This is a genomic window from Aeromonas sp. s3 (assembly GCF_040907805.1).
Lineage (GTDB): Bacteria > Pseudomonadota > Gammaproteobacteria > Enterobacterales > Aeromonadaceae > Aeromonas > Aeromonas dhakensis.
In genome coordinates this window covers 26,619-40,566 of record NZ_JBFOCQ010000013.1, presented here as the reverse complement: position 1 = coordinate 40,566, position 13,948 = coordinate 26,619, and the positions used below count along the sequence as shown (strand labels likewise).

General features: G+C 60.2%; 10 protein-coding genes. 6 read left to right on the top strand and 4 right to left on the bottom strand.

Going from position 1 to position 13,948, the window contains the following annotated elements:
- Nucleotides 1-173: 173 nt before the first annotated feature.
- On the bottom strand, nucleotides 174-659 hold the full coding sequence (locus AB5Y98_RS07150) for a hypothetical protein (protein ID WP_019838720.1): 486 nt from the start codon (nucleotides 657-659) through the stop codon (nucleotides 174-176).
- Nucleotides 660-892: 233 nt separating this feature from the next.
- Here AB5Y98_RS07150 and AB5Y98_RS07145 point away from each other — a divergent pair, with 233 nt between their 5' ends.
- Complete coding sequence (locus AB5Y98_RS07145; protein ID WP_005300391.1) at nucleotides 893-1,090, top strand: DUF4250 domain-containing protein; 198 nt, start codon at nucleotides 893-895, stop codon at nucleotides 1,088-1,090.
- A 384-nt stretch (nucleotides 1,091-1,474) separates the two neighbouring features.
- On the top strand, nucleotides 1,475-3,949 hold the full coding sequence (locus AB5Y98_RS07140) for a glycogen/starch/alpha-glucan phosphorylase (RefSeq protein WP_368231604.1): 2,475 nt from the start codon (nucleotides 1,475-1,477) through the stop codon (nucleotides 3,947-3,949).
- Nucleotides 3,950-4,282: 333 nt separating this feature from the next.
- Here the strand turns inward: AB5Y98_RS07140 and AB5Y98_RS07135 are convergent, their stop codons facing one another.
- The gene (locus tag AB5Y98_RS07135) at nucleotides 4,283-5,671 is read right to left on the bottom strand and encodes a DASS family sodium-coupled anion symporter (protein ID WP_005300397.1); all 1,389 of its coding nucleotides are present in this window, start codon (nucleotides 5,669-5,671) and stop codon (nucleotides 4,283-4,285) included.
- Between the two features lie 154 nt (nucleotides 5,672-5,825).
- Nucleotides 5,826-6,266 carry a thioredoxin TrxC gene (gene trxC, locus AB5Y98_RS07130; protein WP_017782654.1) on the bottom strand — a complete coding sequence of 147 codons (441 nt, stop codon included), beginning with the start codon at nucleotides 6,264-6,266 and terminating at the stop codon, nucleotides 5,826-5,828.
- A 155-nt stretch (nucleotides 6,267-6,421) separates the two neighbouring features.
- Between trxC and AB5Y98_RS07125 the strand changes: the two genes are divergently transcribed.
- The 4 genes from AB5Y98_RS07125 (at nucleotide 6,422) to AB5Y98_RS07110 (ending at nucleotide 13,580) form a co-directional block, all read left to right on the top strand.
- Nucleotides 6,422-9,223, top strand: a complete 2,802-nt coding sequence (locus tag AB5Y98_RS07125) for a response regulator (RefSeq protein ID WP_368231603.1) — start codon at nucleotides 6,422-6,424, stop codon at nucleotides 9,221-9,223.
- A 139-nt stretch (nucleotides 9,224-9,362) separates the two neighbouring features.
- Entirely contained in the window at nucleotides 9,363-11,099 is a 1,737-nt protein-coding gene (locus AB5Y98_RS07120) for an ABC transporter transmembrane domain-containing protein (RefSeq protein WP_368231602.1), read from the top strand.
- A 109-nt stretch (nucleotides 11,100-11,208) separates the two neighbouring features.
- The gene (locus tag AB5Y98_RS07115; RefSeq protein ID WP_206219962.1) at nucleotides 11,209-12,960 is read left to right on the top strand and encodes an ABC transporter transmembrane domain-containing protein; all 1,752 of its coding nucleotides are present in this window, start codon (nucleotides 11,209-11,211) and stop codon (nucleotides 12,958-12,960) included.
- A gap of 146 nt (nucleotides 12,961-13,106) precedes the next feature.
- Nucleotides 13,107-13,580 carry a DUF4442 domain-containing protein gene (locus AB5Y98_RS07110; RefSeq protein WP_005300417.1) on the top strand — a complete coding sequence of 158 codons (474 nt, stop codon included), beginning with the start codon at nucleotides 13,107-13,109 and terminating at the stop codon, nucleotides 13,578-13,580.
- A 45-nt stretch (nucleotides 13,581-13,625) separates the two neighbouring features.
- On the opposite strand, the gene ybcJ is transcribed toward AB5Y98_RS07110, so the two are convergent.
- A complete protein-coding gene (ybcJ, locus tag AB5Y98_RS07105) occupies nucleotides 13,626-13,859 on the bottom strand; it encodes a ribosome-associated protein YbcJ (RefSeq protein ID WP_005300419.1) in 234 nt (77 codons plus the stop codon).
- Nucleotides 13,860-13,948 lie beyond the last annotated feature (89 nt).

Sequence of the window (13,948 nt, the reverse complement as noted above, 5' to 3'; positions counted from 1 at the left end):
GGCTGTCAACGCTGGATCCCACGTCCGTCAGTCGGCTGGCGTCTCTTCACCCTTGCCACTGTTGTCTGGCGGCAAGGGCTCTTTTTACTCTGTGATGGGCAAACGATTCATCACCCAATTAAAAAGTCATCATCAATCTAGTTGAACAACCCATCTCCTCACTCGGTTGGGGGTCAGTGATTGAGATAGACATCCTGTCCGCCATAGACCAGTGAGCCACCATGAGCGGGAGAGGAGGCGACTGGCTCGAAGAAACGGGTCAATACGCCACAGCGTTGCCCCAGCTTGCTCAGCTTGGCCCGATCCAGCGTGACCTGTTCCGGCAGCCAGGTCAGCACGGCGGCGCAGCGGCCGTTGCCCAGACTCTGCTCCAGCGTGGATTGCCAATTCTTGATCTTGGGGCTGTGTACCACCAGTACCCGAGCCGGATTGATCCCCTGTGCCTGCAACTGCTTGGCCACGGGCAGACCGGGTGGCGCAATGAGCAGGATCCAGCCCGTGTCACCCTGGCTCAAGCGCACCAGCTCATCGAGCAGCGGCGGCTCCCGGGTGAAGCTCGCAGAGTGGCGATATTCGTCCTGCTTGCCCTGATGGCGGGTGGGCCAGGGGCTGCTCATGCTGGCGACGGAGACAAGGGTGTGGCTCATTGGCTGGCTCATATGCTTTCCTGTATGAATAACCATGCTGTATGTGCATACAGTAGTTGTTGTTCGCAGCAGTGACAAGCCGTTTGTGGCCAAAAATGTGATTTGAACGGTAATGAAATAAGTTAACTAATTGATTTTAAAGTATATAAACTTCAATCTTGAGGTGGGTGTTTTTCAGGCTATGGACAAAGCGGGCAGGGGCGCCCATGGTTATACAGTATGTCCTGTACAGAGGAGAGATGAGGATGGACGTCAGCACCTTGCAACGACTGGATGCCAATATCCTGCTCGGGATCATCAATGAGAAGCTGCGGCTGGAGTGCGACGGGCTGGAGGAATTGCTGGCCTATTACGACATGACGGAAGACCAGCTTGCCACCCGCCTGTTGCAGATTGGCTACCACTACGATCCCATGAGCAACCAGTTCAAGGCTCACGGTTGAGCGGCGAACACTCCCCGAATGGCACTGTTCTATTTTTTCATGAATGGCGCACATTGAAATCGTTTTCAATGTGCGCTGAATTTTCAGTTATTTTCATGGATTTTCAGCGCTTGGCAATCGTTGAAAACCTATTCATAAATTTATATTTGCGATATGGGCTTAAGGTTTTGATTTTAAAGGAAATGATGGGTTTGCATTTGCAGGTTTCAGGAAAGGGTTTTCAAACTTGAACTGTCATTTTTATACGTTAAAGTGTGACTTGCGTTAACTTTTCAAGCTGCGGCTTTAGCTAGTATGCCCACGCCGGAACATATTCTCAGATAACAACAGCACCGGTCCCTGATGGGATAACAATTTATTATTCTGTAACGAAGGAAATGGTTTATGGCTACCAAGAAGAAGACAGACCAGGATCTCCAACTGGATAAAGATCAGCTCAAGGCGAGTATCGTGCGTCACCTGCGTTCTACCTTGGGTACAAGCGAACAGAAAGCCTCGCCAGAAGCGTGGTGGAAAGCGACCGCAGCCGCCGTCAACGAACAGGTGTACGAGCGCCTGACCCGCACTCAGCAGACTCACTTCAAGAAAGATACTCGTGCAATTCACTATCTCTCTGCTGAATTCCTGATGGGGCGCCTGACCTCCAACAACCTGCACAACCTCTCCCTGTACAAGATTTGCGAAGAGGCGTTGGGCGAACTCGGTCTGGAACTGACCGATCTGTGTGAACAAGAGCCCGACATGGCACTCGGCAACGGCGGCCTGGGCCGTCTGGCCGCCTGCTTCATCGATTCGCTGGCGACCCTGAACTACCCGGCGGTCGGCTATGGCATCCACTACGAGCACGGTCTGTTCCGTCAGGAAATTCAGGATGGCCGTCAGATTGAGCGTCCGGACTCCTGGCGCGAATATGGCAACCCCTGGGAGATCTGCCGCCCGGAATCGGTGCAGGAGATCCCGCTCTACGGTTACGTGGAGACCGTCTTTGGTGACAACGGCGGCCTCAAGAAGGTGTGGCACGCCGGTCGCAAGATCAAAGGGGTGCCCTGGGATATTCCGGTAGTCGGTTTTGGCGGTCATACCGTCAACATCCTGCGCCTGTGGGAGTCTCGCGCCTCCGAGTTTTTTGACTGGGACGTGTTCAACGCTGGTGGTTATATCGACTCCCAGGCGGAAAAAGCCCAGGCAGAGACCATCTCCAAGGTGCTCTATCCGAACGACGAGACCGACGCGGGCAAAGAGCTGCGCCTGATCCAGCAGTACTTCTTCTGTGCCTGCTCCATCAAGGACATCATGCGTCGCTACAAGCGGGTGCATGGCGCCGATTTCAGCAACTTTGCCGCCCAGATCGCCATTCAGCTCAACGATACCCACCCCACCGTCGCCATCCCCGAACTGATGCGGGTGCTGGTGGACGAAGAGGGGCTGACCTGGGAAGCGGCCTGGGCCATCAGCTACCAGGTGTTCTCCTACACCAACCACACCCTGCTGCCGGAAGCGCTGGAGAAGTGGTCGGTCAGCCTGTTCGAGAAGGTGCTGCCGCGCCATCTGGAAATCATTTACGAAATCAACGCCCGTTTCCTGGGCGAGCTGGTGGAGCCCAAGTGGCCGGGCAACGACGCCATCAAGGCCAAGCTCTCCATTATCGAAGAGGGAGCGGTGCGCAAGGTGCGCATGGGCAACCTGTGTGTCATCGGCTCCTCCAAGGTGAACGGCGTGGCCGAGATCCACTCCAAGCTGGTGAAGGAAGATCTCTTCCCCGAGTATGCCGAGCTGTGGCCCGAGAAGATGTGCAACGTCACCAACGGCGTGACCCCGCGTCGCTGGCTGCTGGCCTGCAACCCGGAACTGGCCGAGCTCTACAACGAAGTGGTGGGCAAGGAGTGGCCGCTGCAACTGGACAAGCTGCGCAGCGTCACCAAGTTTGCCGACGACAAGGCCTTCCAGAAGCAGTTCATGACCATCAAGCGCCACAACAAGGAGAAGCTGGTCAAGGTCATCAAGGCGGAAACCGGTATCGAGGTCAGTGCCGAGGCGATCTTCGACGTCCAGATCAAGCGTCTGCACGAGTACAAGCGCCAGCAACTGAACCTCATCCACATCATGGCGCTCTATCGTCGTCTGCTGGCCAACCCCGACTACGACATGCATCCGCGGGTGTTCATCTTCGGCTCCAAGGCGGCGCCCGGTTACAAGCTGGCCAAGGACATCATCTACGCCATCAACAAGCTGGCGGAGCGGGTCAACAATGACACCCGCATTCAGGGCAAGCTGAAAGTGGTGTTCATGCCGAACTACCGGGTGAGCCTGGCCGAGAAGCTGATCCCGGCGGCCGACGTCTCCGAGCAGATCTCCACTGCCGGTTATGAAGCCTCTGGTACCGGCAACATGAAGATGGCCCTGAACGGTGCCATCACCATAGGTACCCTGGACGGCGCCAACATCGAGATCGCCGAAGAGGCGGGGGCCGAGAACTGCGCCATCTTCGGTCTGAATGTGGACGAGGTGAAGGCACTGAAGGGGCGTGGTTACAACCCGTATGACTTCTACTACGCCAACTCCGAGCTCAAAGCCGTGCTGGACTGGTTTGATACCGACTACTTCACACCGGGTCGTCCGGGCGAGCTCTCCTCCATCAAGCGCTCCTTGCTGGAAGGGGGGGATCCCTACCTGACGCTGGCCGATTTTGCTTCCTACTCGGAAGCACACAAGCTGATCGATACCTGGTATCGGGATCCGGCACTGTGGGCCAAGAAGACCATCATCAACTCGGCCACCATGGGCAAGTTCAACTCCGACCGTTCCATCCAGGACTATGTAGATCGGATCTGGAACCTGAAGCCCTGCAGCATCGGCTGACAAGAGAGCAAACCCAAACCCCCGCCATGCGGGGGTTTTTTATTGGGTGTGGGCGGTGTTGGTTGTGTGAACTCGGGAGAAAAGTAGACTGCCCGACTGCCCGACTGCCCGACTGCCCGACTGCCCGACTGCCCGACTGCCCGACTGCCCGACTGCCCGACTGCCCGACTGCCCGACTGCCCATTGCCACCCTCTGCATACAGTTCTGCTATTTGAGGACGTGTGACGTCGAATGAGGGGGCTGAGGACGGGAGAAAAAGGTGCGCACTCGAGTGTCGGCAGGCGAGAGAGTCAATAAAAAAGGCCCCGTCAGGGGCCTTGGTATCTGGCTTGTCAGTGCAGTATGTCGCCCATGAAGTAGGCGAGCATGGTCAGAATGACGGTGAAGACCAGGTTCAGCACCAGGCCGGCTCGCATCATCTCACGTTGTTTGATGTAACCGCTGGCGAACACGATGGCGTTGGGCGGGGTGGCCACCGGCAGCATGAAGGCGCAGGAGGCGCCGACGGCGATCAGCACGGAAACGACGATGGGGGAGACCCCCAGCGCCTCGGCGACCCCGGCAAACAGCGGCACCAGCAGGGCGGCGGTGGCGGTGTTGGAGACCAGTTCGGTCAGGAACACCACGAATGCGGCCAGGCAGAGCAGGATGATGAAGATAGGCATGGTGGCCAGACCGTTGGAGAGGTGTTCCGCCAGGAAGGCGTTGGCGCCGGTCTGCTTCAGGATGGCGCTTAAGGTGAGGCCACCGCCGAACAGCATCAGCACGCCCCAGTCGGTGTTCTGGTTGATGTCATCCCAGCTGGCCACCCGGCTGATGGCAATGGCCACGATGGCGCCCATGGCGATCAGGGTATCGAACTGGGGAATGCCCCCCATTGCCTTGGCGATGGGTTGGGAGCCGATCCACAGCAGTACCGTGGTCAGGAAGATGAGCAGGGTGATCTTGCGTTGACCGGTCCACTGGATGGTCACCTTCTCGGTGCTGACCTGATGGGAGAGGTCGGGGCGCGTCACCAGATACAGCAGGCCGATGCCCACCGGCATGAAGATGAGCACCACAGGGATGCCGAACTTCATCCAGTCGGTGAAACCCAGCCCCATCTGGGCGGCCGCGATGGCGTTGGGCGGGCTGCCCACCAGGGTGCCGATGCCGCCGATGCTGGCGCTGTAGGCGACCCCCAGCAGGACGAAGACCAGGGTGCGGCGCTCCTTGTGGGCGTCGATGCCTTTGAGCATACCGAGGGCCAGCGGCATCATCATGGCGGCGGTGGCGGTGTTGCTGATCCACATGGAGAGGGCGGCCGTGATGGTGAAGAGCACGATGGCGGCCCAGCCAAGGTGACCCTTGGCAAGCTGCATCACCTTGGCGGCGATCTGGGTATCCAGCCCTTGTTTGGAGAGGGCTGCAGCCAGTGCGAAGCCGCCGAAGAACAGAAACAGCACCGGGTTGGCGAAATCCGTCAGGGACTTGCTCATGTCAAACACCCCGAGCAGGGTGGCAAGTACCGGGATGGAGAGGGCCGTGATGGTGATGTTGACTGCTTCGGTCAGCCAGAGAATGGCGATGAAGACCAGGATCCCCAGCCCCTTGTTGACGTTGGGGTCAAACGGTAGCCAGGCGAGCATGGCACAGAGCAGCAGGACATCCAGGATGACGATCCCGGATTTGACGTCCAGCCAGCGTGATGGGGTAGTAGAGGGTACTGCAGATGTGTGCATATCGTTCTCTCGGTTAATTTATGGTTGTTGTTGTGTTGCCGAGATTACATTTATCCCCCCGTTTGAAACAGGGGGATCTGGTCAAAGCATGCCGAGACTCACAGAGTCAAGACAAGTTAAAACATAAAGAAAACATAAATTAAACAAGTTGGTATCATTTGTGGCTGTTCAGGAAGGAGGCAAGCCACTCCTTGAACAGACTGGGGGGCAGGGAGCCGCTGCGCTGAGCCAGCATCTTGCCCTGCTTGAATACCATCAGGGTGGGGATGCTGCGAATGGCGTAGCGGGCCGCGATGGCGGCCTGTTGCTCGGTATCGACCTTGACGAAGCGGATTTTTGGCTCAAGTTCACTGGCAACTTGTTGAAAAACAGGTGAAAATTGAAGGCATGGTCCACACCAGCTGGCCCAGAAGTCGACCACGACCGGGATGTCGGACTGGATCAGGGTATCGAACTGCTGCTCCTGGCCGGTGACCGGGGTGGTGGCGAACAGTCCGCTCTTGCAGCGACCACACTTCGCATTTGAATCCACCTTCTCCTCGGGCAGGCGGTTCCTGGTGAAGCAATGGCTACAATAGGTAGTGATAAATGACATAATTGATTCCTGTATGCATAAGCCCTGCAACATCTTTATTGCACTGTCAGGGCAGAGTAACGGTAACATAGCAGTCAATTATCTTTCACAGCCAGTGATCCCGTAGCGACGTGATGTCGGTGGATGCATGGCCATGACATGAGAATCGAGACGGGATGAATAATGTGACACGGGTCAATCGTGTTGTACTTAGCCTGATCATCGTATCGCTGCTGGCGTTTTCCGGCTATTGCTGGCAACTGCTCAGCCAGCAGCAGAAAGCCTCGGAGCTCAGCGTGGCGGCGGAGTTGATCCTCAACCGGGTCAATACCGATACCGTCTATCTGCTGGGGCGCGAGAAGGCCAACGACGGCAATGTACAGCAGCGTCTCAATCAGCTGTCGAGCAACCTCGACAGTTTCGTACGCCAGGTGCGCAACGACCCCGACTCGGCCGACAATCCACACTCTCAATCGCTGTTGCACGATATCGACAGCTATCTGCTTGATCTCGCCAAGCTCTACTCCATGGAGATGGCGATCGAGTACATAGAGCAGCCCTTTCAAAAGCAGCTGAACGGCTTGCTGGCAACCCTGCCGGCGGACGCTCCGCTGGCCATCGATCTGACCGAGCTGGCCCAGCTCAGCAATTACCTCAAACGCAGCTGGGACAAGGGGGAGCAACAGCAGTTGCAGGCCCTGCAGCGCCGTCTCAAGACAGCCTATCCCGCTTATCCCGAGGTAGTCGGGTTGGCCCAGCTGGGCGAGGATGTCAGCCATCAGGTCGTGGCATATCACGTGCTGCGCAACCAGGTCATCGACATGCACGAGCTGGAGGGGCTGTCGCGCTGGAAACAGAGCAAGATGGAGCAGGCCTCCTCTCTCAAGAGCCGCTTCTACCTGATGGTGCTGGGGGGCGCCATGCTCTGCTTCGGTCTGGTGGCGGTGACCCTGTGGCGGCGCAACCAGAAGCTGAGCGAACTGTCGCGTCAGACTGGTTTGCTGGCCCAGGCCAAGAGCGACTTTCTGGCCAACATGAGCCACGAGATCCGCACCCCCATGAACGCCATCATCGGCTTCAGCTCGCTGGCACTGCAGACCGAGCTGGATCAACAGCAGCGCGATTATCTCAGCAAGATCAAATCCTCATCGGATACCTTGCTGCTGCTCATCAACGACATTCTGGATCTGACCAAGGTGGAGTCCGGCAAGCTGACGCTGGAGGAGATCGACTTCGATCTCAGCGAGCAGATCGACTCGCTGGCGGGCATGTTCGCCGATCTGGCCGAGCGCAAGCATGTTGAGGTCATCATCAACAAGTCGCCGGCGGTGCCCGACTTTCTGCGTGGCGACCCGCTGCGCCTCGGTCAGGTGCTGGTCAATCTGGTCAACAACGCTATCAAGTTTACCGAGCGGGGCGAGGTGGAGGTGTCCATCACCCTGGTCAACCCCCATCCCATGCAGGTGCGTTTCAGCGTGCGCGACACCGGCATCGGCATTGCCGAGGAGAAGCAGGCCCAGCTGTTCCAGCCCTTCACCCAGCTGGAGGCGGGCAACACTCGCAAATATGGCGGCTCCGGGCTTGGCCTCAACATCTCCCAGCGGCTGGTGGAGCTGATGGGAGGACGGATCACGGTGCAGAGCAAACCGGGTGCGGGCTCGGTGTTCCAGTTCGAGATCCCCATGACCAAGGCGGTGTATGGCGTCTCCGGACGGCGGGTCTTCTTCGAAAATCAGCCGCTGGTGCTGGTGATGGATGACAACGAGCTGGTGCTTGACCTGGCCAAGGATATCCTGGGCCGGGCAGGGGCCAGGGTGATGGCGGTCAACAGCCTCTCGCGGGCGCGTCAGGTGCTGCGGGAAGAGGGGCAGAACGTCCGACTGGCCATTCTGGACTGGCGCATGGGGCAGGAGGATGGACTGGATCTGGCGCTCGAGATGTATCAGCACAGCCAGTGGCGCCGGCTGCCCATCCTGATGACCAGTGCCTGGGCCAAGGAGGGACTGCACGGGCGGATGGAGAGCATGGGGCTGACCCACTTCCTGCCCAAGCCGATGACCGAAAATGCCCTGCTGGCCAAGGTGGACGAGCTGCTCAACGGCAGTTCACACGATCAGCAGTTCCGCCAGGCCGAGGTGCAGGGCGACCAGCAGCATTTTCGCGAGCTGCTGCAAGGCATCCGGGTGCTGCTGGCGGAGGACAACCGGGTCAACCAGCAGCTCATCATCGAATATCTGCGCCGGGTCGATGCCCTGGTGACCGTGGTGGGCAACGGCCGGGAGGCGGTCGAGCGGGTGGCCGAGCAGCCGTTCGACGTGATCCTGATGGACTTGCAGATGCCGGTGCTGGACGGGCTGGATGCCACCCGTCAAATCCGCAAGATGGTCGACAAGCACGATGTGCCCATCATCGCCCTGACGGCCAGCGCCATGCCGGGAGACAGGGAACGCTGCCTCGGCGTGGGGATGAATGGCTATGTCACCAAGCCGGTCAGCAAGCTCGATCTCTACAACAACCTGTTGCAGTGGGTGAAGAGCGCCAGCGGCGAGCGGCTGGTGCCGCTGGAGGTGAAGCCGCCCGACCTGATGGGGGTGCTGGATCTGGAAGATGCCCTCAGACGGCTGGAGCAGGACAAGGAGGCGCTGCAGATCCTGTTCAAGCTGTTCATGTCGGAGCACAAGGACGACCTGTGGGAGATCCGCTCCGCCCTGCGTCGCCAGCAGCCCGACATCGCCTGCCGGTTGCTGCATACCCTCAAGGGGGTTTCCGCCAACATCTCCGCCTCCCGCCTGCAGATCCTCGCCGGCGAGCTGGAGTGGCGACTGCGCCAGCAGGAAGAGCTCACCGAGCAGGATCTGGAGCAGTTGCAGCAGGTCTTCAGTCTGACCCGGGAGGAGGTGTCTCACTTCCTGCTGACCGGAGAGCAGCATGAAGCATCGTATGGTGCCTTTGAACAGCGCGATGATCGTTTGTTGTAACAAGTGAAATAGCAATAATTCTCAAGCCTTCTGCTTCAGGCTATCATGACCTCCTCGTATCGCCCCCAGCCGGGGGCGATTGCATTGGGCTTTCCATGACGGGCGGCAGCCTCGGCCTGCCGCGACAAAGGATATCTACGTGAGCGTATTTGCAAGGCTGGGCTGGTTCTTCAAGGAGCAGTGGCAGCGTTATCTGGTCGCCATCTCGCTGTTGATGATGGTGGCCCTGTTGACCGTGATCCCGCCCAAGGTGGTGGGCTGGGTGGTGGATGGCATCGCCAAAGGGTCGCTGGACAGCGCCATCCTGACCGGTTATCTGGCCGGCTTGTTTGGCCTGGGTCTGCTCATCTATCTGCTGCGCTACGTGTGGCGGGTCATGCTGTTTGGTGCCTCCTACCGGTTGGCCTATGTGCTGCGCAACCGGCTCTTTGGCCACTTCACCCGCATGAGCCCGGATTTTTACCAGCGCCACCGCACCGGCGATCTGATGGCCCACGCCACCAACGACATCCAGGCGGTGGAGATGACCGCCGGGGAAGGGGTGCTGACCCTGGTGGACTCCATGATCGTCGGGATCCTGGTGCTCTCCATCATGTGCAGCCAGTACTCCTGGCAGCTGACCCTGCTCTCCCTGTTGCCGCTGCCGGTGATGGCGTTCTTCATGAACCGCTTCGGCACCCAGATCTACAAGGAGTTCAAGGCGGCGCAGGGGGCCTTTTCCCGGCTCAACAACAAGACCCAGGAGGCGCTCTCCGGCGTGCGGGTGCTCAAGTCCTACGCGGTGGAGTCGCTTGAAGATCGCGGTTTTGCCGAGCTGACCCGGGAGGCGGGCGCCTGCAACATGGCGGTGGCCCGTATTGATGCCAAGTTCGACCCCGTGATTTACCTGTGCATCGGCTGCTCCTACTTCCTCGCAGTGGCCGGCGGCAGCGCCCTGGTGCTGCGTGACGAACTGACCCTGGGGGAGCTCACCAGCTTCACCATGTACCTCGGTCAGCTGATCTGGCCCATGTTTGCCATCGCCTGGCTGTTCAACATCATCGAGCGCGGCAGCGCCGCCTATTCGCGGATCGAGAGCCTGCTGGCCGAGCGCAGCGACATCGAAGAGCCGGTTCACCCGGTGGCGCTGGCCTCGGCCTTTCCGCTGCGCGCCGTGGCGCTCAGCTACCAGCTCGAGCAGCGCACCCTGCTGCGCAATGTGGAGTTCACCCTGCAAGCCGGCGGCATGCTGGGGATCGTCGGGCGCACCGGGGCGGGCAAGAGTTCCCTGCTCAAGCTGTTGATGCGGCTGGCCAACCCCACCGCGGGGGAGATCCGCATGGGGGAGACTCCCATCTCGCAACTGGCGTTGGGTGAGCTGCGCAGCCAGTTTGCCTATGTGCCGCAGGAGCCGTTTCTCTTCTCCACCACCATCGCCGCCAACATCGCCCTCGGCCGCCCCGATGCCAGTCGGGAGGAGATTGAGCGGGTGGCGCGTATCGCCTGCGTGCACGACGACATCAGCCGCTTTCCCAAGGATTATGAGACCGAAGTGGGGGAGAAGGGGGTGACCCTCTCCGGCGGCCAGAAACAGCGGCTCGCCATCGCCCGCGCCCTGCTGCTGGAGGCACCCATCCTGGTGCTGGACGATGCGCTCTCGGCGGTGGATGCCCACACCGAGCAGCAGATCCTGCACGCCCTCAAGGCCCACAAACGGACCCTGATCCTGGTCAGCCACCGGATGACGGCGGTGGAACAGGCCGACGAGATCCTGGTGCTGGAGCAGGGCCATGTCAGTGAGCGGGGTCGCCACGGCACCCTGATGGCCCACAACGGCTGGTATGCGGATATGGTCCGTTATCAGCGTCTCGAGCAAGACGTGGAGGAGAGCCTGTGAGTCCACTCATCAAGCGCGTCTTCACTCGGTGTGGCGCTGAGCCTGAGTGCAGGTATGCCAGCCATGTGCCTCGTCATCAGCTGCTGAAACAAGACGTGGAGGAGCGCCTGTGAACCCGACCATCAAACGACTGCTCGGGTACTGTGCCCGTTACCCGCGCTGGCTCATTCAGGCCGGGATCTGCCTGCTGCTGGCCACCGGCGCCGAAGTGGCCGGCCCCCTGCTCATCAAGCTGTTCATCGACGACTATCTGGCGCCGCGTCAGCTGGTGTGGCCCGCCATCGCGGCCATTGCCGCCGGTTATCTCGGTCTGCAGGTATTGTCTGCGGCCGGTTTCTACCTGCAGTCCCTGCGCTTCAACCGCATCGCCCAGGCGGTGGTGCAGCGCCTGCGCGAGCAGGTATTTGCCACCGCCATCCGGCTGCCGGCCCGCTACTTTGACCAGCACCGCTCCGGCTCGCTCATCTCCCGCATCACCAACGACACCGAGGCGATCATGAACCTCTATGTGCAGGTGATAGGGCTCTTGGTGCAGAAGGTGGTGCTGCTGTGCGGCATCCTCATCTCCATGGCGCTGCTGGATCTGCGGCTGATGCTGGTGTGTGCCTGCCTGCTGCCGGCGGTGGGCGGGGTGATGTGGCTCTATCAACGCTTGAGCGTGCCCGTGGTACGGGCGACCCGCAGCCTGCTCTCCGACATCAACAGCCGCCTCAACGAGTCGCTGCAGGGGATGCCGGTCATTCAGGCCATGGTACAGGAGCGCCACTTCGCCAACGCCTTTGCCGAGGTGAATCAGCAGCACTGGGCGGCGCGCCTCAAGAGCCTCAAGATCAACGGTATTTTGCTGCGCCCGCTCATCGATCTCTTCTACATGATGGTGCTGATCGGCCTGTTGGCGCTGTTTGCCCGCGAGGGACTGAGTGCGGAGGGCGCCATCCAGGTGGGGGTGCTCTACGCCTTCATCAGCTATCTGGGGCGGATGATCGAGCCGCTCATCGAGATGACCAACCAGCTCAACCAGTTGCAGCAAGCCATGGTGGCCGGAGAGCGGGTCTTTGCCCTGCTTGATGAAGCGCGCGAGAGCACCACGGGCGAGATGCACCCACTCAAGGGGCAGGTGAGCTTCGAGCGGGTGAGCTTCTCCTACGATGGCGAGCAGCAGGTGCTGCGGGATGTGAGCTTTGCTGCCCGTCCCGGCCAGATGCTGGCGCTGGTGGGCCACACCGGCAGCGGCAAGTCCACCATCATCAGCCTGCTGATGGGCTTCTACCCGCTGGATCAGGGCACCGTCCGTTTCGATGATCACCCGATGGCGAGCCTGTCGCTCTCGGCGGTGCGCCGCAGCATCGGCCTGGTACAGCAGGATCCCTTCATCTTCGTCGGCACCTTGGCCGAAAACCTGCGTCTCGGCCGTGACGGGATCGACGAGGCGCGCCTGTGGCAGGCGCTGACCGAGGTGCAGCTGGCCGAGTTCGTGCTGAGCCTGCCGGAGGGGCTGAACACCCTGATGGAGGAGGGGGGCAAGAACCTCTCCGCCGGTCAGCGTCAGCTGCTCTCCTTTGCCCGCGCCCTGGTGGGAGATCCGCGCATCCTCATTCTGGATGAGGCGACCGCCAGCGTGGACTCCCAGACCGAACTGGCCCTCTCTTCGGCGCTGGCGGCGGCACGCCGTGGTCGCACTACCATCGCCATCGCCCACCGCCTCTCGACCATCGTCGACGCAGACGAGATCCTGCTGCTCTCCCGCGGTCAGGTGAACGAGCGGGGTACCCATGGCGAGCTGATGGCGCTGGGTGGCCACTATGCCCAGCTGTTCGAGATGCAGAGCCAGGGAGCCTGGCTCGAGGAGAAGCGGGCCTGACAGCCACAGAAACGAGCAGAGGGAACCATTGCGGTTCCCTCTTTTTTTGGGCTGGAGAAATGGCGGCAGCGTGATCCGCGCCCTTGTCGAACGCCAGCCATGCTGGCAACATGTTGTTTACATCAACTCATCGGATCAGTTCGCATATGGATTTGCAACGTTTGAAGGCCAACCTGGCGCTGCGGCTCTTTGCCTGGCGCTACATTCCCGTCATCGGTTTTTGTGCCCCCGTCATCGAAGAGATGAGCGCCAAGGCGCTGCGCATCCGCATTCCGCTCGGCTGGCGCACCCGCAACCACCTGGGCAGCATGTACTTTGGCGCGCTGGCCACCGGCGCCGATCTGGTGGGCGGTCTGCTGGTGATGGAGAAGGGGCGGCAGCGGCGCAAGAAGGTGCACTTCGCCTTCAAGGATGTGCAGGGGGAGTTTCTGAAGCGGCCCGAGGGGGATGTGCAGTTTGACTGCGCGGCCGGGGAGGAGATCGACGCCATGATCGACGAGTCGCTGGCGAGCGGTCAACGCATCAACCGCCCCATCCAGGTGGTGGCCACCTGTCCGTCACTGAACGGAGATGAGGCGATGGCGCGCTTTGTGCTGACCCTCTCCATCAAGGCCAGCTGAATGCCAAAGGGCGCGTCGGCGCCCTTATTCAAGATTCAAGCGAGGTCAGAGGATCTCGGGGCTGACGCCTTCTTTCACTACGACCTTCATGCCGTTGAAGTTGACTACCTGGCCGGCCACTATCTTGCAGCGCTTGCGGGTCTCCACCTGACCGTTTACCTCGACCAGACCGTCGGCGATCAGCGCCTTGGCTGCGCCGCCACAATCAGCCCACCCCTGATGTTTGATAAGGTCACACAGGGCAATAAAGGGGTGCCCTTCGAGCAGAAACGTCTCCATGGAAAATCCTCTCGTGGATAAATGGCTGAAACAGCAGGGCGATTATTCTAGGCAGTTCGGGCCGTCAAGGAAAGGGCAAGGGCGCTGTC